The organism is Aromatoleum aromaticum EbN1, from assembly GCF_000025965.1.
In the GTDB taxonomy this organism is placed as follows: domain Bacteria; phylum Pseudomonadota; class Gammaproteobacteria; order Burkholderiales; family Rhodocyclaceae; genus Aromatoleum; species Aromatoleum aromaticum.
Window position 1 is genome coordinate 1247506 of record NC_006513.1, and the last position, 22197, is coordinate 1269702.

18 protein-coding genes and 1 pseudogene are annotated in these 22197 nt (G+C 65.5%); 9 read left to right on the top strand and 10 right to left on the bottom strand.

Features of this window, described 5'->3' with window-relative positions; genetic code table 11:
- Nucleotides 1-31 precede the first annotated feature (31 nt).
- Complete coding sequence (istB, locus tag EBN1_RS05950) at nucleotides 32-766, bottom strand: IS21-like element ISAzo4 family helper ATPase IstB (RefSeq protein WP_011236010.1); 735 nt, start codon at nucleotides 764-766, stop codon at nucleotides 32-34.
- Between the two features lie 22 nt (nucleotides 767-788).
- Nucleotides 789-2351, bottom strand: coding sequence for an IS21 family transposase (gene istA, locus EBN1_RS05955; RefSeq protein WP_011237019.1), 1563 nt, complete (start codon nucleotides 2349-2351; stop codon nucleotides 789-791).
- Nucleotides 2352-2567: 216 nt separating this feature from the next.
- Between istA and EBN1_RS05960 the strand changes: the two genes are divergently transcribed.
- The gene (locus EBN1_RS05960; RefSeq protein ID WP_011237020.1) at nucleotides 2568-2825 is read left to right on the top strand and encodes a DUF6746 family protein; all 258 of its coding nucleotides are present in this window, start codon (nucleotides 2568-2570) and stop codon (nucleotides 2823-2825) included.
- On the opposite strand, the gene EBN1_RS05965 is transcribed toward EBN1_RS05960, so the two are convergent.
- Complete coding sequence (locus EBN1_RS05965) at nucleotides 2799-2990, bottom strand: hypothetical protein (protein WP_041645878.1); 192 nt, start codon at nucleotides 2988-2990, stop codon at nucleotides 2799-2801. The genes EBN1_RS05960 and EBN1_RS05965 overlap by 27 nt on opposite strands.
- 223 nt (nucleotides 2991-3213) lie before the next feature.
- On the opposite strand from EBN1_RS05965, the gene EBN1_RS05970 reads away from it, so the two are divergent.
- A complete protein-coding gene (locus tag EBN1_RS05970) occupies nucleotides 3214-3708 on the top strand; it encodes a hypothetical protein (RefSeq protein WP_041645880.1) in 495 nt (164 codons plus the stop codon).
- Between the two features lie 443 nt (nucleotides 3709-4151).
- Here EBN1_RS05970 and EBN1_RS22970 read toward each other — a convergent pair whose 3' ends face one another.
- From EBN1_RS22970 to cbiB, 3 genes are all read right to left on the bottom strand, one after another.
- On the bottom strand, nucleotides 4152-4424 hold the full coding sequence (locus EBN1_RS22970) for an NYN domain-containing protein (RefSeq protein WP_011237024.1): 273 nt from the start codon (nucleotides 4422-4424) through the stop codon (nucleotides 4152-4154).
- Between the two features lie 1022 nt (nucleotides 4425-5446).
- Nucleotides 5447-6478: a threonine-phosphate decarboxylase CobD gene (cobD, locus tag EBN1_RS05980; RefSeq protein ID WP_011237030.1), complete on the bottom strand. Its 1032-nt coding sequence runs from the start codon at nucleotides 6476-6478 to the stop codon at nucleotides 5447-5449.
- The gene (gene cbiB, locus EBN1_RS05985; RefSeq protein ID WP_011237031.1) at nucleotides 6471-7493 is read right to left on the bottom strand and encodes an adenosylcobinamide-phosphate synthase CbiB; all 1023 of its coding nucleotides are present in this window, start codon (nucleotides 7491-7493) and stop codon (nucleotides 6471-6473) included. The genes cobD and cbiB overlap by 8 nt, the downstream gene beginning before the upstream one ends.
- A 437-nt stretch (nucleotides 7494-7930) precedes the next feature.
- Here cbiB and EBN1_RS05990 point away from each other — a divergent pair, with 437 nt between their 5' ends.
- A complete protein-coding gene (locus EBN1_RS05990) occupies nucleotides 7931-9106 on the top strand; it encodes an SRPBCC family protein (RefSeq protein WP_011237032.1) in 1176 nt (391 codons plus the stop codon).
- 176 nt (nucleotides 9107-9282) lie between these two features.
- Here EBN1_RS05990 and EBN1_RS05995 read toward each other — a convergent pair whose 3' ends face one another.
- On the bottom strand, nucleotides 9283-10332 hold the full coding sequence (locus EBN1_RS05995) for a porin (RefSeq protein ID WP_011237033.1): 1050 nt from the start codon (nucleotides 10330-10332) through the stop codon (nucleotides 9283-9285).
- A 623-nt stretch (nucleotides 10333-10955) separates the two neighbouring features.
- Here EBN1_RS05995 and EBN1_RS06000 point away from each other — a divergent pair.
- From EBN1_RS06000 to EBN1_RS06025, 6 genes and pseudogenes are all read left to right on the top strand, one after another.
- Entirely contained in the window at nucleotides 10956-13901 is a 2946-nt protein-coding gene (locus tag EBN1_RS06000) for a chemotaxis protein CheB (protein ID WP_011237035.1), read from the top strand.
- A 2-nt stretch (nucleotides 13902-13903) separates the two neighbouring features.
- Nucleotides 13904-16126 (top strand): putative bifunctional diguanylate cyclase/phosphodiesterase, encoded by a 2223-nt coding sequence (locus tag EBN1_RS06005; RefSeq protein ID WP_011237036.1) that lies wholly within the window; start codon nucleotides 13904-13906, stop codon nucleotides 16124-16126.
- A 46-nt stretch (nucleotides 16127-16172) separates the two neighbouring features.
- Nucleotides 16173-17303, top strand: a complete 1131-nt coding sequence (locus tag EBN1_RS06010) for a chemotaxis protein CheB (RefSeq protein ID WP_011237037.1) — start codon at nucleotides 16173-16175, stop codon at nucleotides 17301-17303.
- A 140-nt stretch (nucleotides 17304-17443) separates the two neighbouring features.
- Nucleotides 17444-17797, top strand: a pseudogene (gene speD / locus EBN1_RS06015) (adenosylmethionine decarboxylase); the annotation flags it as partial.
- A 42-nt stretch (nucleotides 17798-17839) separates the two neighbouring features.
- Nucleotides 17840-18715, top strand: coding sequence for a polyamine aminopropyltransferase (gene speE / locus EBN1_RS06020; protein WP_197531880.1), 876 nt, complete (start codon nucleotides 17840-17842; stop codon nucleotides 18713-18715).
- A gap of 409 nt (nucleotides 18716-19124) precedes the next feature.
- A complete protein-coding gene (locus tag EBN1_RS06025) occupies nucleotides 19125-20243 on the top strand; it encodes a BON domain-containing protein (protein ID WP_157866586.1) in 1119 nt (372 codons plus the stop codon).
- A gap of 75 nt (nucleotides 20244-20318) precedes the next feature.
- Here EBN1_RS06025 and EBN1_RS06030 read toward each other — a convergent pair whose 3' ends face one another.
- The 3 genes from EBN1_RS06030 to EBN1_RS06040 all read right to left on the bottom strand — a co-directional run bounded on the left by EBN1_RS06030 (nucleotide 20319) and on the right by EBN1_RS06040 (nucleotide 22096).
- Nucleotides 20319-21128: a proteasome-type protease gene (locus tag EBN1_RS06030; RefSeq protein ID WP_011237040.1), complete on the bottom strand. Its 810-nt coding sequence runs from the start codon at nucleotides 21126-21128 to the stop codon at nucleotides 20319-20321.
- A 216-nt stretch (nucleotides 21129-21344) separates the two neighbouring features.
- Entirely contained in the window at nucleotides 21345-21575 is a 231-nt protein-coding gene (locus EBN1_RS06035; protein ID WP_041645888.1) for a hypothetical protein, read from the bottom strand.
- Nucleotides 21572-22096, bottom strand: coding sequence for an ATPase (locus tag EBN1_RS06040; RefSeq protein WP_041645890.1), 525 nt, complete (start codon nucleotides 22094-22096; stop codon nucleotides 21572-21574). The genes EBN1_RS06035 and EBN1_RS06040 overlap by 4 nt, the downstream gene beginning before the upstream one ends.
- Nucleotides 22097-22197: the final 101 nt, after the last annotated feature.

Sequence of the window (22197 nt, forward strand, 5' to 3'; positions counted from 1 at the left end):
CCTGTGGGTAAGGCGTCTCGCGCGCACGGCCTCATGCCTTTTCCTTTCTCCTCATCGACTCGCCCTTGAGGGCGAGCTTGTGCGCGGCGTGCACGACGCGATCGAGGATCGCATCGGCGAAGGTCGGGTCGCCCAGGTAGGTGTGCCAGTGCTCGATCGGCAGCTGGCTGGTGATCACGGTCGAACGCGTGCCGACGCGGTCGTCGAGCAGCTCCAGCAGGTCGCTTCGCTCCTGCGCCGACGGCGCGGCCAGGCCCCAATCGTCGATGACGATGAGATCCATGCGCGCGAGCTGCATCAGGCGTCGGCTGAAGCTGCCATCGGCATGCGCGATGCGCAGCTCTTCGAAGAGCCGCGGCAGACGCACGTAGTAGGCCGCGAGGCCCTGCCGGCACGCCGCGTTGGCGAGCGCGCAGGCGAGCCACGTCTTGCCGCTGCCGGTGGGGCCCGTGATGAGGCAGTTCTGGTGGTGGCGAATCCACTGGCCGGTTCCGAGCGCGGCGATCTGACTGCGCTCGAGGCCCCGGCCGGCGCGGTAGTCGACGTCCTCCAGGCAGGCGGCAGCGGCTTTGATGCGGGCGGCCTTGAGCAGCCGATCGATGCGTTTGCCGTCGCGCAGCAGGATCTCGCGATCGATGAGCTGGGCGAAACGCTCCTCGAAGCTGAGCGCGGTGATGGCGGGCTGGGTGAGCTGCTCCTCGAAGGCGCGGGCCATGCCTTCCAGGCGCAGGGTGCGCAGTTGTTGCAGGCTGTGTTGCATCAGCATCGATGTTCTCCGGTGGGTGGAATCAGTGGTAGTAGCGCGCCCCGCGCAGGTTCTCGTGCACGGCGGGGAGCGCCAGTTCGGTTTGGCTAGCGGCAGTGGGAGTGGGGAGCGGTGCGCGGTCGAGCCCGCTCTTGAGGATCGAGGCGACACTGCGGTAACGCATTGCCCCGAGGGTGACGGCGCGGGTCGCCGCGGCTTCGAGGCGTTCGTTGCCGTATTGACGACCGAGGCGCATCAGCCCGAGGCATGCCCGGTAGCCCTGCTCGGGGTGCGGCATGCGTTCGAGTTGGTGGCTGACCACCTGCTCGGTGTGAGGTCCGACCGTGGCACCCCAGGCGATGAGTTTGCCCGGGGACCACTGGCGATGCGCCTGATGCGATGCGGGCATGTGCTCGGTGAGCGTGGTGAAGGCACCGTGCCGGTGGCTCCTCGCATGCACGGCCACGCGCCTGCCGCCGGCGAGGCATTCGATGCTGCTCGCGGTGATGCGCAGCTCCACCGCCTGGCCGGCGAGCGCATAGGGCACGCTGTAGTAATGCCCGTCGAACTCGACGTGGTAATCGATGTTGGGCTTGGCCCGCTTCCACTGGGCGAACTGGAAGGGCGTGGCCGGCAACGCGCGCAGCGCCGGGCGGTCGAGCGTCTCGAACGCTTCGTGGCGCGAGCCTGGCAGGCGCCGGAAGGCACGCGTGTTCAGCGGCTCGAGTAACGCGGCGATCGCCTCGTTCAACTCCCCCAGCGAGAAGAAACGCTGATGCCGCAACCGCGCCAGAATCCAGCGCTGCACGATCTGTACGCCGACTTCGACCTTGGACTTGTCCTGCGGCTTGTAGGGGCGCGCGGGCAGGATCGCCACGCCGTAGTGCGCGGCGAACTCGGCGGTGGTGCGCTGCAGTTGCGGCTCGTAGCGGTCGGCTTGGCCAACGAGCGAGCGCGTATTGTCGGGCACGACGAGCTCGGGCACGCCACCGATGAAGGCCAGCGCCCGGGCGAGCGAGCCCAGCCAATCCGCCTGCGACTGCGTCGCCGTGGCACAGGCGAAGGTGTAGCTCGAGGCCCCGAGGACCGCGACGAAGATCTGCGCGCGGGAAATCTCGCCCGTGTCGGCGTCAACAATCGGCACCGTGTCGCCGGCGTAGTCGATGAAGAGCTTCTCGCCGGCGCGGTGAACCTGGCGCATCGAGCGCTTCAGGTGCCGGGCGAACTCGCGGTACAGGTCGCAAAAGCGCGAGTACTGGTAGGCCGGCCCGGCGGCCGCCTGCACGTACTCCTCCCACAGCAGCGCGAGCGTGACGCTCTTCTTCTTCAGTCCCTGATGCACCGCCGCCAGGTCCGGCGGCACATAGCCCGCCGTCGCCCCGCGTGGGCGCATCGTCCCGCCGAGCCACCCGCGCAGCTGCGCCTCGTCGGCCGCCGACAACTCGGCCCACGCCCGTCCGCTCGCCTCGGCCGCCTTCACATACTTGGCGACCACCCCCTTCGAAATCGATAGCGCGCGGGCGATGCGCTCATGCGAGAGCGCGCAGTCGTACTTGAGCCGTAACAGCTCCCTGATCTTGTGCATGGCAATCCGCTCCGCCGGCATCCTCGGTCTCCGCGCAAAGCGCGCGAGGGTAGCCGGTCTGATAAACGACGTTGCCACGCCTGCTGCATACACCCGTTCCGATCTGATCGTGACCGGCGATTCCGACAACGTGACCGGTCATTCCGACGACCGCCCAAATCGGTCACGATCAAATCGGAATCCGCGGTCACCATCCCGGAAACACCGGTCACACCCTTCTCGGATTCAGCGGTCACGTTGGGTCGGAATCCGCATTCCGAATACAACGCCAAGCTCGAAGCCATTCTCAAGGGCAATGTCAGCGATGCGGCGATGGCCGACGTGCACCAGTTAACGTACACGCTGGAAAATGCACTGGGGAAGATGAACGAGGAATTGACGGAGCTCGCCGAAACGCTGGAAAAGCTGCATCAGGCGTCCGAAAAGCTGGATCGGGAAAACGTCATCCAGCATGGCGACGAATATCTTTCAGTTTCCCGGCAGCTCGTAAAGTAGCTGACTGCGGGACTCCTCCGCCCCGGCACCACGGTGACAGCCACCGCGGAATTTGCCGACTGACGAGAAACAGTTCGTGCTGTCGAACGTCACCGGCCACACCCGCAGGAAGAGTTTCCTGAAGCTGTTGATCGCCGGCGGCAGCTTGCGCCGGTCCTCATCCATCGTCCGCTCGATGGAATTTCGCGACTGCTCCGCCGCGTGCCAGCCCGCAATACGCTGGCCGGGACTTTTCCCTCACCCTCCACAATCCACCTGACGGGCCCGGTCGCCACGCTCCGAGCCGCAAGGCGACGCCTCAGATCATTCATCCATCATTTCAGGGAAGACCGATCCTTGACGTGCCTGACGGTGCCCGGATACTGGATGTTTATTTCGAGGAAAAGGAATGAACAGTCTTCGATGGGCGCTCTGTGCGGCGCTCGCCTGCGTGGCACACGCGGCAGAAGCGGCAGATCCAGCCGAGTGTCAGCATATCGAGGAAGACGCCGCGCGGCTGGCCTGCTACGACGAGGCGTTCAGAAGTGCGCAGACGGAGGTCGCCTCCGGGCAATATACGACGCTCGATTTTCGCGAGCTGTGGGTCAACCTCAGTGGCCACAGGGGGAAGAAAGTCGAGGTCGAAGGCGAGATTTCCACTTTGGCCGAGCCCGGCCTCGTATCCTTGGGAAAACGGTTGCCGAGCGCGAACACGATTCAGGTCAAAACCGACCAGCTCGACCGGGAGCTACGCCTGCGAATCCTCGAAGCCTGCCACCGCTCTTGCGCGGTGATCGTGAAAGGCGTCGTCTCGACGCGCGGCCAGAACCACATCCTCGCCGATGACATCGTGTTCAAGAAAGCGCTGACCCCGCTGGAGCGCCGCGAGCAAGGCCGGAGGTAGTGGCGACGGAATTCGCACCGTGCTCTTCACCTCGAGGTGTACCTGCCCCCCCTAGGTGATCAGCGCCTTGGAGTGGTTTTTTCCTGGATATGGAGCGGCGGAGCGTTGAGGACGAGGTCGGACTAGTCCTGCCGGTCCTTGCCGCGCCACACGAGCTGCGGGTCGAGATTGCGTTTGCGGCGCGTAGGCGACGCAAACGGGCGAGCGCTCGTCCTTCTACATCACCCACTGGTATTCGGCGGTGGGATGTTCTTTCGCGCTGCGTCGTCGTGAGTGAGGGTTGCGACGGTGAGGGCGGCGGCGGGTTTCTTGGCCATGGTCTTATTCGGTGGGGTTGCCGTCGCGCCGGGTGATCTGTTCGGCTCGATTGTCGTGTCGCCGATACGAGAATGCCACAATGGATTCATCGGTGCGGAGGCAATGGGTTCCGGTGGTGTCGTTTGTCATTCGCACTCACCTCTTGATGGGATGCCTGGAGCCTCGCAAGCATTTGCAACATGGCGGTCGACAGGACGTTTCAGCCCGGACTGCAGGCCATCGATGTGCTCGAACAAGTCGTCATTCACCTTTTGCCAGAGTGGATCGAGGATAAACTCCATGCCTTCCCGCCGGGCGAGCTGGGCGGCCGGGACGAAGTCACTGTCCCCCGCAACGAGAACGATGGTGTCTGCCTGTTTTTTCAGCGTCAGGCTGGCGATATCCAAGCCGATTCGCATGTCGACGCCCTTCTGGCGCAGACCCAGACTGTCTCCCCGCGGGCCGAGCGGTATTGCAAGCCAGAAAAGGAAAAGCCCCAGGGGTTCGGCACACTCTCGGGATAGTTGAGAGGGCGTACTGCCAAGGGGCGGATGTGCGGTGGACCATACCTGCGCACCACCACCAGGTCAATCATGAAATCCAAGCAAGAATAATAGTCACGATCTATGAGGTGGCGTACTGCCCGGTCGGCACCAGCCTCCACCGACTGTCCGGCCATCTTCCCGACGGCGGCAATAGGGTTTCCATGTATCCCGATCATCATTTACCTCGCTTGCTGCCAGCAACATCCGCTCGAACTCTGCCTCCACCTTCCTGGCGAAGTCGTCCTGCATCTGCCACACGTCCGTGAACTCGGCAAAAGCCCAGCGCCCATATGTGTAGAGGTTATTCACTCCGGGCACCCAGCAGGTATCCATCGTCGATTTTTTCCTTGGCGTTCTCGCGACGGTAGCCCTTGATCTCGATGACGAGGTGCAGCGGATCGCTCATTTGGTCGCCCTCGCCGTTGCCACCGTCGATGAGAAGGCTGTCCTTGCTCGTCCAACTCCCAGTGTCTCGCCGGATAGGCAAAGGCGAGTCCAGTAGGGGATGCTCGAAGAATGGATTGCTCATGCGCCGTTGTGGTTTTCCGGTTGTCGGGCGACGAGATATGCGCGAAGTCGCTTTTCAGGCCACGCGACGGGGCCAAGGAGTGACCGCTACTCGTTTCAGCTACTTCTTCTACCGGGATTATGCCAATTTTCTTGCGATGAACCGAATCGACTCTCCCCTTCGGACTTGCTGCAGGAGGACGCAATCGAGATCACGACGAAAAAACAGCCGTCCAAAGGCGGCCGAAGGAGCGATGGGGACCGATCCGTCGTTGGACAACGCCCGCATCAAGGTCTCGGTCGCGTCATGTCGGCTCGGGCCGACTACAGTCTTTGATTCGGACGTGCCAGTTGTCCACCCGATCGGGGATCGCGGCAGGGTGTGGACGTTACGCCGTCCCCCCGGAATCCTTGCGTGTTGCCGGGCTGCTCAGCGCTCGAATCGCCGCTTCAAGGCGTTGCCAGTCGTTCTCCGTCCCCGGCAGGCCGAAGCGCAGGCCTTGGCAATCGGGAGTCGCGAAATGGCGGACCAGGATGCCTTGGCGCGCCAGCGCAGCGGCGATCGATTCGGCCGCCGGAGTGGGCAGCCAGACGAACAGCGGATGCACGCGCCGCGTGTCCTCCGGGTCGAGCGGCGCGAGCAGCCGGGCGAGGCGTGCGCTCGCTTCGGCCAGCGTGGGCCGCATGACGTCCTGCCAGGCCGTATCGGCCAGCGCTCGGCGCGCCACCGTGCGTGCCGGCCCGCACAGCGGCCACGGGCCGGCCGCCTCGCGCAGCGCGGCGAGGAGGTCCGGCCGGGCGGCGACGAAGCCGACGCGGGCACCGGCAAGGCCGAAGAACTTCCCGAGCGAACGGAGGACGACCAGGTTCGGCAGGCGAGCGCCGGCCAGCGTGATCACTGAAGCGTCGGGCGTCGCGTCGATGAAAGCTTCGTCGACCACCAGGTGGCCTCCTCGCGCCTGCAGGCGTTCGGCGACGTCGATCAGGACCGCCGGCGCAATACAGCCGGCATCGGGATTGTTCGGCTGGCAGATCACGAGTGTGTCGACCGTGTCCGCGACGGCGGGCAGCGCCGCGGCCGCAAAGCGGATCACGTCGTGGCCGGCGCGCTGCCAGTGATGCGGATGTTCGGCGTAGGTCGGCGCCAGCACGCCGACGCGACCGCGCGGCAGCAGGAAAGGCAGCCCCTGGATCGCTGGCTGCGAGCCGGCCAGCGCCACCAGCCGCGCAGTGCCGTAGTACGCCGCGGCGGCGTCGAGCAGGCCATCGTCGTCTTCGGGCAGACGCAGCCAGTCTTCCGCCGCAATGGTCGGCACCGGATAAGCGTGCGGACTGATACCGGTCGACAGGTCCAGCCAGTCGGCTTCCGGGATTGCGTAACGCCTTGCCGCCACGCGACGGCGTCCGCCGTGTTCAAGCATGGAACGCTCCCCACACCAGCGCCGGCAGGAAACCGGCGATCAGCCACACGCCGATGCCGCGCCGAACCAGCGCCAGCGCACGTCGGATATCGGCCGCCGTCGGCGCCGCGCCGGCGCCCAGCATCGGGCGTGTCTCGGGCTGCCCGTGATACACCGCTGCGCCACCCAGGCTCACGCCGAGGCTGCCGGCGCCCGCGGCCATCACCGGGCCGGCGTTCGGGCTGTCCCACAGCGGCGCCTGGACGCGCCAGCACGCCAGCGCCTGGCCCCCGCGACCGAGCACCGCGTAAGTAAGCGCGCAAAAGCGGGCGGGCAGGTAACCGAGCAGGTCGTCGAGACGCGCTGCCGCCCGGCCGAAGTGAAGGTAGCGTTCGTTGCGGTAGCCCCACATCGCGTCGAGCGTATTGGCGAGGCGGAAGAGCAAGGCGCCCGGGCCGCCGAGCAAGGCGAACCAGAACAGCGCGCCGAACACCGCGTCGCTGCCGTTTTCCAGCGTCGATTCGACGGCGGCGCGCGCAACGGCCGTCTCGTCGAGCGCCGTGGTGTCGCGCGAGACGATGCGGCCGACAGCCTCGCGTGCAGCAGGCAGGTCGTCGGCGTCGAGCGCGTCGGCGATGGGCATCACGTGTTCGCGCAGGCTCTGGGCGCCGAGCGCGAAGTAGAGCAGGACGACATCGAGCGACACTGCCAGCCACGCCGGCGCGATATGGCGCAGCCACAGCGCGCCCCCGGCGCAAGGCAGGACAGCGAGCATCCAGGCGGCGATGCCGGCTTTTTTTTGCCGGTTGTGGCGCGTCGGGAAGCGGCGCAGCGCGGCTTCGATCCGTTGCGCCAGCCGGCCGAAACCGACCAGCGGATGAAAGCGGCGCGGTTCGCCGAACACGCGGTCGAGGCCGACGGCGACGAGGGCGCAAAGCGGCAGCTGCAGCCACTGCCACAATTCGACCGCAACGGTCAGGAGCTCGGCATCACCGGCCCCCGCGCCGACCAGCTCGACGATCCCCTGCGTAGACATTACTGACATCATGGGTTCAGCTCATGGCAGCTGGCTCGGCCAGCAGCTCTTCGATAGAGGTGGGCAGGCCGAAGCCGGCGGCAATGGCCGCCGCGAGAGCTCCGGAGACCGGCGCCGATCCTACATCCATTTGCACCCATTCCAACAGAGGCGTAATCACGACAATCACAGAGTAACAGCCGCTTGCGAGACTCTGTTTTTACATGCTGCCCCCGGTTGCGCTCCCCGCCCCACCGCTTTCCCACGCCCGCTGCGCGACTCCCGCGAGGAACGTTTCTTGCTCCCGCTCCTTCGTGAGCCCGCACCGGTCCCTCGACAGCCGGCCGGGCGAAGCCGATGCTGTCGCCGTGATCTTTGGCGACGGTATCGACGGTGCCAACTTCACGCAGCCGGGATCGTTGTTCCTGTTGTCCCAGCGGCCGGCAAGGAGGATTGGAATGAGAAATCATGTGAGTCGCGTCACATCGGCAATCCGCGGGTTCAGCCTCGGGGTGCTGGCGATGTACCTGTTCGATCCCGATGTCGGCAGGCGCCGGCGTGCCCTGGTCGTCGATCAGTTCGCGAGCACGCGCAACCGGCTGACCCACTTCGCCGACAGCGCGTACCGCGACGCGGTCAACCGCAGTTACGGCGTCGCGGCGCGGCTGCGGCCGGGTACGGAACGGCGGCAGCCGATGACGACGCATCAGGTCGAGGAGCGCGTGCGGGCGCGCATCGGCAGGGTCGTGCGCAATTCGCACGCCCTCAGGGTGCAGGCGCGTGACGACGGCACGGTGGTGCTGTCCGGCCCGGTGCTCGCAAGCGAGGTGAACCGCCTGATGAGCGCGGTGTGGTCGGTGGGCGGCGTCGCGGGCATCGAGGACCGGTTGCAGGTACACGAGCAGGCGGGGAACGTTTCCGCGCTGCAGGGGACGCTTGCGCACGAAGGGCATCGCGGCGCGGGGATGAACGAGAAGTGGCCGCCGTCGCTCCGGCTGGCCGCAGGCGTCGTCGGTGGCGCGCTCGCGCTGGCCGGGCTGTCGCGCAATCGTCCGCTCGGCATGGTGCAGACGCTGCTCGGCGGTGCGCTCGTCACGCGCGCGCTGGCGAACCGCAAGCTCGGTGAAGTCACCCGCCAGTCCGGGCGCCACGGCGTGCACATCGACAAGGAAATGTTCATCGCCGCCCCGCCCGAACGCGTCTTCGACTTCTGGCAGCACCAGGAGAATTTCCCGCAGTTCATGCGCAACGTCGAGGAAGTGCGGCCGACCGGCGAGGACTGCTGGCACTGGAAAGTCGCCGGCCCGTTCGGCCCGGTCGAATGGGACGCGCGGATCACCGAGCGCGAACTGAACCGCCGCCTCGCGTGGCACACCGTCCAAGGCGCCCCGGTCGAGAGCGAAGGGCACGTCGACTTCGAACCCGCCGGCGAAGGCACGCGGCTACGGGTGTCGATGGACTACGCCCCCGCTGCCGGAGCGATCGGCCATGCGGCAGCGCGGCTGCTCGGGCGCGATGCGAAAACCGAGATGGACGAGGACCTGATGCGCGTGAAGTCCTTCCTCGAAACAGGTGTCCCCGCACGCGACTCGGCCGCCCGACGCACGGCCGAACACCCGCAGCGGTTCCACTGAGCCGGAGTCCCGGGCCGAACGTCACCGGCTTTCGGCGTACGGAATCGGGATAGGGACGGCCAAGTACCTGACCGTTCCCCTCCGCCCAGTACCGGCATGCGGGTCGGCACTGGGCGGTTTGAGTAGTCGAGGTTATGAGAACCGAGTCGCACCAAAAAAACGGGCGCCGAGCTGCGTCAGAACGTGTGGCGTACACCGATGACGAAGTTGTCGCTGTCTTCGCCGAAGACGGTGACGCCATCGATCTCCTTGCTGGCGAGATTGGTCTGATTCGTCTCGTCCTCGTTGTCATTGTGCAGGAAGCCGGTGTACAGCGTGGTGCGCTTGGACAGCGAGTACGTATAGGCCAACACCCAGGACTTGACGTCGTGGTCGCTGCCCGCGTCGGCGTCGAGCTTGCCCCAAGCCGCATGGATATGACCGGAGCCCACCGGGACGGCCGCCCCGATCTGGTAGATCTTGTCGGTATTGCCCTCGTTGCCGAGCGCGTCCTTGACTTGCTGGTAGGAGCCGAGGACCTTTACCACGCCGAAATCATAGGCGCCGCCGAGCATCCATTCCTTCTGGTCATCCGGACGGTCGATATCGCCGCCTTCAATCTGCTGGTAGGTGAGGCCGGCGGCAAGCGGCCCCCCCTTGTATTCGACGCCGACACCCAGCTTGTCTTCGGTGCGGCGGTCTTCGTCCTGGTTTGCTTCATTGAAACTGTAGATGGCGTTGACGCTCAGGCCTCCGAAGCTGGGCGACTTGTAGTTGATCGCATTGTTGAAGCGCGAGCCCCCGCCGGCGTCGATCGTCGCGCCAGCCGCCTTGGCCAGCTGGATCTGCGGGCTGAGCGCGCTCGATCCGCCAGTGGTGTCGTACTTGTTCACGAAGTAGCCCGGCGCATACTGGCGGCCGAGCCCGACGAAGCCGAAGCTCCCCTGCAGACCGACAAACTGCTGGCGCGCACCACTGGAAGTGCCGATGCCGTCGTTCCTGTCGAGGTTCAGCGAGTATTCGAGGGTAAACAACGCCTTGAGACCGTTGCCTAGATCCTCGCTGCCCTTGAAGCCGATGCGCGAACCCGACAGACCGCCGCTATTTACTCCGGTGAATTTATTGTCGTCATACTCACCGTAGCCGAAGTACGCGTCCGCGACGCCATAAACGGTCACGTTCGGCTGTGCCAGAAGCGGCGTCGAGAAGACGCTTGCGAGCGCCAGTGCGGTCAGTTTTGCCTTCATGGTTTCTTCCTGGTCGATAAAAGGAGCAAATTCAGGAAGGACAGTTTCGCAATATTTGATTACATCGATGCTACAGGACGATCGAAAGGTCATTATGCAAGGCGCAAACTACACAAGGATCCGCCTGACGAGGCGACGGCAGACCAGGATGAGTAGAGGTCATCGAGGGCCCGGCGCTGCCGCTCGCGGAGCTCACGGAAGCACCTTGGGTGTTCGGGCAAGCTGGAAGTGCGCCTTCCAGCCCGACATGTAGGCCCGCAGTCGCTCGGCGGCCTCGGGCAGGTGCTCCCGCCCGAGCTGCATCAAAAGGCTGTGATCACCTTACGCGGATACCGCCATTGATAGCGGGGCCACGGCTTCGTCGCTATCCGCTGCATCCATCGACTATCCTGAAATTCCATGAAGTTCCGGCACAACGGGAAAACAGCCCCCGACACGAACTCGTATAGAATTTCCCGGTTTCCGCGATACGACGCTGCGGGAAGCCCTCAGGGGTGGGGCATCAAGAGGCCGGCCGCGAGAGTTCAGGGGCGGGTATATCGACTGTCATGACCGCCTCGTTTCAACAGCATCCCCGCTCCGGCCTGGCGTCGCTCGCCGGGCAGCCGGGGTGGAACCCAATCATGAGTGAACAGAACTTCGACTCCGACGATCGCGACGCGCCCGTGCTGCCCGCCGCGTTCCCGATCGTCGGCATCGGCGCTTCGGCCGGCGGCCTCGAAGCCTTCAACGAGTTCCTCGACCATCTTGCGCCGGACCTCGGCATGGCTTACGTGCTGGTCCAGCATCTGGACCCGGCGCACCACAGCATCCTCGCCAACCTGCTCGCGGGGCGCACGCGCATGCCGGTCAGCGAGGCGGGCGATAACATGCGGGTCGAGCCGAATCACATCTACGTGATCCCGCCGAACACCAATCTGGCAATCCTCGGCGGCGTGCTGCACCTGATGCCGCCTGCCGAGATGCGGGCACCGCAGCTGACGGTGGATTATTTCCTGCGCTCGCTCGCGCAGGACCAGGGCAGCCAGGCGATCGGCGTCATCCTGTCGGGTGCCGCGTCGGACGGCGTGACCGGCATGAAGATGATCAAGACCGAAGGCGGCATCACGTTCGCCGAGGACCAGAACAGCGCCCGCTACAGCAGCATGCCGGACGCGGCGATCGCCAGCGGCTGCGTCGATTTCGTGCTGCCTCCGGCCGAAATCGCCGACGAACTCGCGCGTCTCGCCGGGCGGGTGGCCGCGACGCCGCGCGAGGCGCCGGCCGTTCCCGCCGACGACGAGGGGCACCTCGACAAGCTCTTCATCCTGCTGCGCCGGCGCACCGGCGTCGACTTCGCGCAGTACAAGCACACGACGATCCACCGCCGCATCCAGCGCCGCATGCTCGTCCACCGGCTCGACCGGCTCGCCGACTACGTCAGGCTGCTGCACGAGCGACCGGCCGAGATCGACACGCTCTACAACGAGATCCTGATCAACGTCACCGCGTTCTTTCGCGACCCGGCCGTGTTCGACGCGCTGGCGCGCGAAATCCTGCCCAAGATCATCGAGCGCTGCGCCGGCAGCGGCGACCCGGTCCGCATCTGGGTGCCGGGCTGCTCGACCGGTGAGGAGCCGTATTCGATCGCGATCGCGCTGCTCGAATGCATGGAGAAAGCCGACCTCCACCTGCCGATCCAGATCTTCGCGACCGACATCGACACCCACGCGATCAACACCGCGCGTGCCGGCGTGTTCCCCGACAGCATCGCCGCCGACGTGTCGCCGGCGCGGCTCGCGCGCCACTTCACGCACGACGAGCAGGGCTATCTGATCAGCAAGCAGATCCGCGACATGTGCCTGTTCGCGAAACAGAACGTCGTCAAGGACCCGCCGTTCTCGCGCCTCGACCTGATCAGCTGCCGCAACCTCCTGATCTACCTCGGTCCGGTGCTGCAGAAGAAAGTGCTGGCGCTGTTCCACTACGCGCTCAAGCCGGCCGGTTTCCTGCTGCTGGGCAGCGCCGAGACCGTCGGCAAGCACGCCGACATGTACCGGACGCTCGACACGAAGCACAAGATCTACGTCAAGAAGGCGCTCGCGGCGACGCTGCAGTTCGACTTTTCCGCACCGCTATCGGCGTCGTTCAGACTCGCCGACCCGGTCGCGCGCGAACGGACCGCGCCGCCGCTCGCCGGCCGCGACCTGGCGAAGGCCGTCGACCGGCTGCTGATGAAGAAGTACTGCCCGGGGAGCGTCGTCATCAACGAGCAGATGGACATCGTGCAGTTCCGCGGCCAGACCGGCGAGTTTCTCGAACCGGCGCCGGGCGAAGCGAGTTTCAACCTGCTGCGGATGGCGCGCGGCGCGCTCGCGATGGAGCTGCGCGAGATCGTCGGCGAAGCGCTCAGGAAGCGCGCCGTGGTGCGCAAGGAAGGCATCGCATTGCGGCGCAACGACGTAACGCTGCTCGTCGAAGTCGAAGTGTCGCCGCTCGAATCCGCCGCGCTGGGTTTCTTTCTCGTCGTCTTCCGTGCAACGTGCGGCATGCCGCTTGCTCCGGAGAGCGCGAGCACACCCGGCGCGCAGCACGAGGAACGCCTGGCGCGGCTCGAACACGAGCTGGCGGCGACCCACGAATACCTGCAGTCGGTGATCGAGCAGGACGAGACGATCAACGAGGAACTGCGCTCGGCCAACGAGGAGATCCTGTCGAGCAACGAGGAACTACAGAGCACCAATGAAGAGCTCGAAACAGCCAAGGAAGAGCTGCAGTCGGTCAACGAGGAGTTGTCCACCGTCAATGAAGAACTGGAAACGCGCAACCGCGAGCTGTCGCAGCTCAACAATGACCTGTCCAACCTGCTCGGCAGCGTCAACGTCCCGATCGTGATCCTCGGCACCGACCTGCGCATCCGCCGCTACACGCCGCTGGCCGGGAAGAAACTGAATCTCGATGACCGGGACCTCGGGCGCGCGCTCGGCGACGTCGAACTCGGCATCCGGGCGCCGGATCTGCCGCAGCTCGTCGCGCACGTCATCGATACCGTCACGCAGCAGGAGATCGAAGGCCAGGCGCGCGACGGGCGCTGGTATTCGATCCGCGTGCGGCCGTACAAGACGATCGAGAGCCGCATCGAAGGCGCGGTCGTCGCCTTCGTCGACATCGACGACACGCGGCGCGCGCTGCGGATGGCGCAAGAGGCCCGCGACTACGCGCAAGGCATCGTCAACGCGATCCGCCACCCGTTGCTGGTGCTCGACAAGAACCTCAAGGTGGTATCCGCGAACCCGGCGTTTCTCGACACGTTCCAGGTCGCCCAGGCGGAGACGGTCGGCAATCTCCTTTACCATCTGGGCAACGGCCAGTGGGGGATCCCGCAGCTGCGCAAGGCACTCGAAGGGGTATGCACGCGCAGCGAGGGGTTCGAGGATTTCGTCGTCGAGCATGAGTTCGAGACCATCGGGCCGCGACGCCTGCGCATCAGCGGCCGGCCGATCGATGCGGCAGCCGGCCCGCCGTTTCTCGCGCTGATGCAGATCGAGGCCGGCACCGATGACCACGGCGTCACGCGAGACAAGGAGTAGCCATGGACGGGTATGGCGAGGACGGCAAATCCAGCGATGAGCTGATCGCGCGCATCCGCGAGCTCGAAGCGCGCCTCGGCGCGCTGCGAGCTGCGCCAGACACCTCGTCCCTCGTCGAGGAGCTGCGCGTGCACCAGATCGAGCTGGAAGCGCAGAACCGCGAACTCATCGAAGCGCGGCGGGCGCTCGAGGACGCCCGCGACCGCTACAGCGACCTCTACGATTTCGCCCCGGTCGGTTACATGACGCTCGACGAGCACGGGGTGATCCTCGAGATCAACCTGACCGGCGCGCGCCTCCTCGGGCAGGACCGCGCGCAGGTGATCGGCATGCCGCTGAGCGGCTGGGTGCCGAACGGCGCGGTGGCACAATTGTTCCATCACCTGCGCCGCGTGCTGTCGGAACCGGGACGGGTGTTCGACCACCTGCCGTTGCACACGTCGCTCGTTCGCGAGAGCCCGATCCGCCACGTGCGGCTCGAGAGCATCGCTTTTACGCAGTATGGCAGCGGGCGCCTGTGCCGCACTGCGCTCGTCGACCTCAGCGACCGCAAGCGCGAAGAAGACCGCCTCAACCTGATCGCTCAGGTGTTCGAGCGCAGCACCGACGCGATCATGATCACCGACAGCCTCAACCGTATCGTGTCGGTCAATCGCGCCTTCACCACCGTGACCGGCTACTCGGCCGACGAAGTGCTCGGCCGCAACCCGAAACTGCTCGCCTCGGGCCGCCATGATCGCGACTTCTATCGCGAGATGTGGAGCGCGATCGAACGCAACGGGTCGTGGAGCGGCGAGATCAGCAATCGCCGCAAGAACGGCGAGATCTACAACGAATGGCTGACGATCCACGCGGTGCGCAACGAGTCCGGCGGCATCGAGAACTGCATCGCGATCTACGCCGAGATCACCGACCAGCGGGCGGCCGCGTCGCGCATCCAGTTCCTTGCCCATTACGACCCGCTGACGCTGCTGCCGAACCGCGCGCTGCTGCAGGACCGCATGCATCAGGGCCTCGCCCACGCCGCCCGCGAGGGAACGCGGGCGGCGGTGCTGTTCCTCGACCTCGACCGCTTCAAGACGATCAACGATTCGCTCGGCCACCTCGTCGGCGACCACCTGCTGCAGGAAGTCGCCCAGCGCCTCAAGGCCAGCGTGCGCGAGGACGACACGGTGGCGCGCCGCGGCGGCGACGAATTCATCGTGATGCTGCCACACGTCGACTCGGCCGAACAGGCGGCGCATGTCGCCGGGAAAATCATCGAGGCGATGGAGCAGACCATCCCCGTCAACGGCTACGTGTTGAACGTCTCGTTCAGCATCGGCATCAGCGTGTTCCCCGACGACGCGATGGACCCGGACACGCTGATCCGCAACGCCGACATCGCGATGTACCGCTCGAAAGCCAGCGGGCGCAACCAATTCCAGTTCTTCACTGCCGACATGAACGCGCACGCGCTCGAGCGGCTCGCGCTCGAAAACGACCTGCACCGGGCGGTCGAACGCGGCGAGTTCCGGCTCATGTTCCAGCCGCAGTTCGAGGGCAGCGGCAGCATCATCGGTGCGGAAGCGCTGCTGCGCTGGCAGCACCCTCAACGCGGTCTCGTCACACCCGCAGAGTTCATTCCGGTCGCCGAGGAAACCGGGCTGATCGTGCCGATCGGCACGTGGGTGCTCGAACGCGCGTGCCAGCAGGTGCGCGCGTGGCGCGACGCCGGGCTGAAGAAAATCACGGTGTCGGTGAACATCTCGGCGCTGCAGTTCTCGCAGAAGAACCTTCTCGAGCTGATCCGTCGGCTGCTCGCCGTGAGCAATATCGAGCCCGGCACGCTGGAGCTCGAGCTGACCGAAAGCGTGCTGATGCACGATCACGTCGCGACTTCCGGCCTGATGAGCGAGCTCAAGGAAATGGGAGTGCGGATGGCGATCGACGACTTCGGCACCGGCTACTCGTCGCTGAGCTATCTGCGCAGCTTTCCGATCAGCAAGCTGAAAATCGACCAGTCCTTCGTGCGCGACCTTAGCGACGGCGGCGACGCGGGCGCGATCACCGGCGCGATCATCGGGCTGGCGAAGAACCTGAACATGCGCGTGATTGCCGAAGGCGTCGAGACCGCGCAGCAGGCGAGCTTTTTGCAGGCGCAGTGCTGCGACGAATTCCAGGGGCACTTCTTCAGCCAGCCGGTATCGCCAGAGAAATTCGCCGAACTGCTGCGCGCCGAGTAGCCGACGCCGGCAGCCCCAGCCGCCGCCACTGCCACCGAGCCAGAGCATGTCCAGCACGAGCTTTTCGCATTTTCGCGTGATCGTCATCGGTGCTTCGGCCGGAGGGGTCGAGGCGCTGTGCAACATTACGCGCGCGTTGCCGGAGAATTTTCCGGCCGCCGTCTTCGTCGTCCTGCATTTGTCGCGCGACAGCCCTTCGATGCTGCCGGACATCCTGTCGCGTGCCGGCCCGCTGCCGGCGAACCGCGCTGTCGATGGCGAGCCGATCCGTTCGGGGCGCATCTACGTCGCGCCGCCGGATTTCCACCTCCTGATCGAGCGCGACCAAGTGCGCATGTCGCGAGGACCGCGCGAGAACAACGTGCGGCCGGCGATCGATCCGCTGTTCCGCAGCGCGGCGATCGCCTATGGTTCGGCCGTGATCGGCGTCGTCCTCACCGGCAACCTGTACGACGGCGCAGCCGGCCTGAGGTCGATCAAGCTGCGCGGGGGCACCACGGTTGTCCAGGATCCGCGCGACGCGCTTTTCCCGTCGATGCCGCAGAGCGCGCTGCGCGAGACCGAGATCGACCATTGCGTGCCGCTGCACGAGATCCCGCGCGTGCTGGTGAGCCTCGCAAAGCCCCTGCCGGCCGGCGCCGAAGTGGGTGCGCCAAGCCAGGGCCTGCAACCGTGCCTGCCTTCCGGGCCGCCCGCTGTTTCGAATCCGCAATCACGGCAAACGAACATGGCGAAGACGAAGAACGCAAAAACGAGCATGGCGACGACGGAGATCGATGTCGTCGAAGCGAAGATCGCCGAGGGCAACGCCGACAGCGAGGCGTTGCTGCGCCAGATCGCGTCACCGGCGCCCTACGTCTGCCCGGAGTGCCACGGGGCGTTGTGGGAAATCCGCGACGACGGGCTGATCCGCTTTCGTTGCCGCGTCGGCCACGCCTACACGCTCGAATCGCTGCTCACCGAACAGGACGAGGCGATCGAGGAGGCGCTGTGGACCGCAGTGCGCGCCCTCGAGGAGCGCGCGACACTCAACGCGCGGATGGCCGAACGCATCGAACAGCAGCAGCTTAGCGGGTTCGTGCAGCACTTCCGCGACCGCGAGCGAGAGTCGACCCACCACGCGCAGGTGGTGCGCCGGCTGCTGCAAGGCGGCATCGACAAGCTGGCCCCCAAATAACGCTGGCATCCAGTACCGGCCCGGCAGACCGGACGAACCTGCCGCATGCTGCCGGCGAGGATCACTTTTGCAGGAATATTAAATACTTGGTGCATGTTAATATCTCGCCGTTCAAATTCTGGCGAGATATCGAACGGCCGATGAACGGACTGCACCTGATTGCCGACCTGTATCGCTGCGGCACCACCGCCGCCGCGCTGACCGAGCGCGAAGCGCTCGAGACCCTGTGCGTGACGCAATGCCGGGAGGCCGGGCTGACTCCGCTCGGCTCCTATTTCTATCAGTTTCGCGACGAAAGCGGAGCAGCGGCCGGCGTGACCGGGACCGTCGTGCTGGCCGAATCCCATCTGGCGATCCACACCTGGCCGGAGTCGGGCGGCGTGACGCTCGACGTATACGTCTGCAACTTCTCGCGCGACAACGGCGATCGTGCACGTATGGTCTATCGCGCCGTCATCGACGCCCTGCGGCCGGCGGAGATCGTCGGGCACGAAGTCGTACGGGGCCGGCTGCCGGAGAAAGGCGTTGCCGGCCCGATGCCGCTCCCCGCTGTCGAAGGCGTGATTTTCGAGCAGCTTAACGACAACGCCGGCTATTTCACGCGCGGCGGAAAGCTGATCGAAAAGGGCCGCTCCCGCTACCAGGAGTACGAAGTGTGGGAAACCCCGCAGTTCGGCCGCCTGTTCCGGCTCGACGGCTGCTTCATGACGTCCGAGCGCGACGAGTTCCATTATCACGAGAACCTGATCCAGGTGCCGTGCATCGCGCATCCCGCGCCGGCGCGGGCGCTGATCCTCGGCGGCGGCGACGGCGGGTCGGCCGAGGAGCTGCTGAAGCAGCCGGCGATGGCGAAAATCGTCATCGCCGAACTCGACGAGAAAGTGATCGAGATCGCGCGCGAGCACCTGCAGGCCGTCCATCGCGGCGCCCTCGACGACCCGCGCATCGAGCTGCGCATCGGCGACGGCTTCCGTTATGTCATGGAGGAAGCCCCGGCCGCCGCCGAGCGCTTCGACCTGATCGTGCTCGACCTCACCGACCCGGTCGGTCCTGCCGAAGCGCTGTATTCGGAAGATTTTTTCCGCGGTTGCCGCGCGCTGCTCGCACCGGGCGGCGCGATCAGCCTGCACATCGGCTCGCCGGCCTTCCAGCCGGAGCGCCTGCGAACGCTCGTCGCGAGGCTGCGCGACGTGTTCGCGATCGTCCGCCCGTATTTCCTCTATGTCCCGCTGTACGGCACGCTGTGGGGTTTCGCGACCGCCTCCGACACCCTCGACCCGGCCGCGCTGTCCGCCGCGGAAGTCGACCGCCGCCTCGCGGAACGCCGCATCGGCGCGCTGCAGCATTACAACGGCGCGGTCCATTGCGCGCAGTTTGCGCTGCCGAACCACCTGCGCACGCTGCTGGGCTGATCGCCGGGGATCGTGCGACAGAGCCAGCGGCCGTCGTGGCGGTGACTTTGTCATCGCGTGTCGTCGCACACACCCGCTGAAATCGGCGAAGAGCGGGAGTCAGGCTTCGACGGTGCGCATCCGACAGAAAACTTACAAGTCCTTGTAACTTTTTCCGGCCCGATGCTGCGGCGTCTGCGCGGCCAGACAGCGGGAAGACGACAAGCGGGCCTGCTCCGATCCTGCCTCGTCGGCGAACGGCCGGCGCCCTGCATCCCTCGAATCGACCTGTCACGACACCCTGTTCGCAGTCGCCGGGGCACGCCCATTGCTCAGGATGGGGAGGAAATCGATGGGCGGCCGGAGCCGTCCCTTTTCCGCCGGGATGTGTCGGAACCCGGTTTGTTGTCGCCACCTGAGGAGACAGGACATGAAAGCGCAGCGTCAGAAAGGCCAGCGTGAACAGGGCTACGGACAGCATGATTACGAAGAAGAGGAATACGGCCAGCAGGGCGGCCGGCAGTCTCAACAAGGGTTCGGCCAGCACGGCTGGGGACATCAGCAGCCGCAACAGGGATTCGGTCAGCAAGGCCATGGTCAGCATCAGCAGGGCTACGGGCAGCAGGGCTACGGGCAGCAGGGCTATGGGCAGCAGGGCTATGGCCAGCAGTATGACCAGGGTTACGGCCAGCAGGGCTACCGGCAGCAGCAGCCGCAGCAGGGTTTCGGCCAGCAGGGTTGGGGCCGGCAACACGAACAGGGGTTCGGCCAGCAAGGCTACGGCCAGCAGCACGAACAGGGGTTTGGCCAGCAGGGCTACGGACAGCAGCAGCCGCAGCAGGGTTTCGGCCAGCAGGGCTGGGGCCAGCAGCACGAACAGGGATTCGGGCAGCAAGGCTACGGTCAGCAGGGCGGCTATGGCCAGCAGAGTTTCGGCCAACAACCCCAGCAGGGATTCGGCCAGCGCGGATACGGCCAGCAAGGCAGCTTCGGGCAGCAAGGCAGCTACGGTCAGCAGGACTGGGGCCAGCAGCCGCAGCAGGGCATGATGGGCACGCAGACGTCGCAGACGGGCCGCGGCTACGGCGGCATGCAGGCCTCCTGGGGCCAGTCCGAGCTGTCGTCACGCAACCGCAAGGGGCCGAAGAACTATGCCCGGTCCGACGAACGCATCCGCGAGATGGTCTGCGAGCGCCTTGTCGAGGAACCGGGCGTGGACGTGAGCGAAGTGAGCATCAACGTCAAGGAAGGTTGCGTGGAACTGGAAGGCACGGTACCCAGCCGCCAGATGCGTCATCGCATCGAGGACGTGGTCGATGAGTGCTGGGGCGTGCACGATATCGAGAACCGCATCCGCGTGCAGTCCGAATCGCAGTCGCAGCCACAGTCCTCATCGCAGCAGTCGCAGTCCAGCCAGCAGCGGGGGACGAGCGGCAGCGAGCACAGCCAGAGCGGCTCGTCGTCCGGCGGATTCTCCGGCATGTCCGGCTCATCGAGCGGCAAGTCGGGCTCGAGCGAGTCGAGCCGCGGCAAGAGCAAGGAGGAGTAACTCGCCTCTGCCGCCCGCCAGGCTGGCGGGCGACGGCAGGGCCGGCCGCGCGCTAACTCGTTCGGTCGGCCCCGTCTAGCTTTCGCCTTCGCGTTTTTCGCTGCGCGGCGTGTTGAGGGAGGTGTTCTGCCGCAGTGCCTCCGCAGTGAGCTGGATGTTCTCCCAGTCCGGATTGGGCAGGGCACTGAAGACTTCGCGCAGCTGCTGGCTCCAGAGCTTGCGGATCAGTGCGAAATAGGCGTTGTCCTCGCGGATGACGCAGTAATGGCCGACGCGCAACGCGTCGCGCTGATAGACCAGCAGGTCGAGCGGCAGGCCCACCGAGAGGTTCGAGCGGATGCTCGAATCCATCGACACGAGCGCACATTTCACCGCTTCGTCGAGCGACGTCGCATGCGTGATGATGCGCACGATGATCGGCTTGCCGTACTTGGATTCGCCGATCTGGAAATACGGCGTCTCCTGCGTCGCCTCGGTGAAGTTGCCGGCCGCGTAGAGCTGAAACAGGCGCGGCTCCTCGCCCTGGATCTGGCCCCCGAGCAGCAGCCCGGCAGAAAAATCGACGCCGAATTCCTTCAGCGATTCGGCATCACGCGCATGAACTTCGCGCAGGCAGTCGCCGACGTGCTTGGCCGCCTCGAACATCGTCGGCACGTTGCACAGGTTCCTCGCTCCGCCCGACTCGATCCGTTCGCGCAGCGTGTTGACGACCGACTGGCTGATCGACAGGTTTCCCGCCGTCATCAGCACGAGCACCCGTTCGCCGTGGCGCTCGAAGAAATGCATCTTGCGGAAAGTGTTGATGTGATCGACGCCGGCATAAGTACGGGAGTCGGACAGGAAGACCAGACCTGCATCCATCCGCATGGCGACACAATATGTCATGACCCCCCCGGGTGCGAGCGAAGGAATCCCGCGGGGCTGCCCGCGGCCGCCGATGTGACGTCGGAATTCCTCCGCGTTAACGGGTTACATCGGGCACAGCACGCAAAACTGTCCGGTTGGACCGGGCCAGCCGCATTTCGTGCCGCGCCCGGGCTCGCGTTCGAAGCAAGATCGGCTCCCTGCCCGCGCCAACTCGCTTTTTTGGCGCGAAAGCGGTCACGACTTCTCGTCGTAGCCGGATTCGGGCTCTTTCCCCGTTCGGGTCGTGTGAATGGACCCATGATTTCCCGCAGGCTGGATGGTCTCAACCCGTCCATTGCGAAACACGATCAACGCGGTTCCAGTCTGGGCCGCCATTTGGCCTGCGCGCGCTGCGGCCCGCTCCAGGGCTTTCTGTGAGAAGCGCAAATCGGCGTCGCGAGCCTGAGAAATCGGCAATGCGTTCATAGCTTTTCACTCCAGTCGAGCAGCACCGGGCTGGGCCCGGAGTTGTCATACAGCGCCCACGCGTCGACCAGGGGGGCATAGTGTTCGGAAAAATTGGCCAGCCCTGCCGCAAACCGGCGCCGGATGACCTCTTCGGGAATATTGTGTCCGCCCTGCTTCACACGTTGGGCAACACGCGCAACCGCCTCGTCCGGTTGAGCAAGTTGCAAGAAAATGAGCTTCACCCGATAGCCCGCGGACTGCCAACGCACAATGTGACGGAGGTACCCACGCCCTGACAGCGTAGTTTCAAAAGCGAAACTCTCGCGTGCCGCAAAATGGCGCTTCAACTCTTCCAACATCAGTCGCCCCGCTTGCACTGCAGCCGTTTCAGGCGCAAAAGGTGCCAGACCTGCGGCAATCAGATCGGCGTTCACGAACACCGGGCAACCTGCTTCATTGGGCAAAAACTCTCGCGCGAAAGTCGTCTTGCCCGCGCCGTTTGGCCCCGCGATGATGATGACCTTGCGCTCGCTGGCCATGTCACCCATTCAGCACATAAGGGGTTTGCCTGGAGCTGATTACCCACAGTTCGGCTGTCATGGAATAGGCATCCGGCAGAACAGCCTCGAAATCGTCTTGA

Excerpts from the sequence above, each read along its gene's own strand:
- istB (WP_011236010.1), bottom strand. The coding sequence starts at position 766 with ATGCTGATGCAACACAGCCTGCAACAACTGCGCACCCTGCGCCTGGAA.
- istA (WP_011237019.1), bottom strand. The coding sequence starts at position 2,351 with ATGCCGGCGGAGCGGATTGCCATGCACAAGATCAGGGAGCTGTTACGG.
- EBN1_RS05965 (WP_041645878.1), bottom strand. The coding sequence starts at position 2,990 with ATGGATGAGGACCGGCGCAAGCTGCCGCCGGCGATCAACAGCTTCAGG.
- EBN1_RS05970 (WP_041645880.1), top strand. The coding sequence starts at position 3,214 with ATGAACAGTCTTCGATGGGCGCTCTGTGCGGCGCTCGCCTGCGTGGCA.
- EBN1_RS22970 (WP_011237024.1), bottom strand. The coding sequence starts at position 4,424 with ATGCGAATCGGCTTGGATATCGCCAGCCTGACGCTGAAAAAACAGGCA.
- cobD (WP_011237030.1), bottom strand. The coding sequence starts at position 6,478 with ATGCTTGAACACGGCGGACGCCGTCGCGTGGCGGCAAGGCGTTACGCA.
- cbiB (WP_011237031.1), bottom strand. The coding sequence starts at position 7,493 with ATGTCTACGCAGGGGATCGTCGAGCTGGTCGGCGCGGGGGCCGGTGAT.
- EBN1_RS05990 (WP_011237032.1), top strand. The coding sequence starts at position 7,931 with ATGAGAAATCATGTGAGTCGCGTCACATCGGCAATCCGCGGGTTCAGC.
- EBN1_RS05995 (WP_011237033.1), bottom strand. The coding sequence starts at position 10,332 with ATGAAGGCAAAACTGACCGCACTGGCGCTCGCAAGCGTCTTCTCGACG.
- EBN1_RS06000 (WP_011237035.1), top strand. The coding sequence starts at position 10,956 with ATGAGTGAACAGAACTTCGACTCCGACGATCGCGACGCGCCCGTGCTG.
- EBN1_RS06005 (WP_011237036.1), top strand. The coding sequence starts at position 13,904 with ATGGACGGGTATGGCGAGGACGGCAAATCCAGCGATGAGCTGATCGCG.
- EBN1_RS06010 (WP_011237037.1), top strand. The coding sequence starts at position 16,173 with ATGTCCAGCACGAGCTTTTCGCATTTTCGCGTGATCGTCATCGGTGCT.
- speE (WP_197531880.1), top strand. The coding sequence starts at position 17,840 with ATGCCGCTCCCCGCTGTCGAAGGCGTGATTTTCGAGCAGCTTAACGAC.
- EBN1_RS06025 (WP_157866586.1), top strand. The coding sequence starts at position 19,125 with ATGAAAGCGCAGCGTCAGAAAGGCCAGCGTGAACAGGGCTACGGACAG.
- EBN1_RS06030 (WP_011237040.1), bottom strand. The coding sequence starts at position 21,128 with ATGACATATTGTGTCGCCATGCGGATGGATGCAGGTCTGGTCTTCCTG.
- EBN1_RS06035 (WP_041645888.1), bottom strand. The coding sequence starts at position 21,575 with ATGAACGCATTGCCGATTTCTCAGGCTCGCGACGCCGATTTGCGCTTC.
- EBN1_RS06040 (WP_041645890.1), bottom strand. The coding sequence starts at position 22,096 with ATGGCCAGCGAGCGCAAGGTCATCATCATCGCGGGGCCAAACGGCGCG.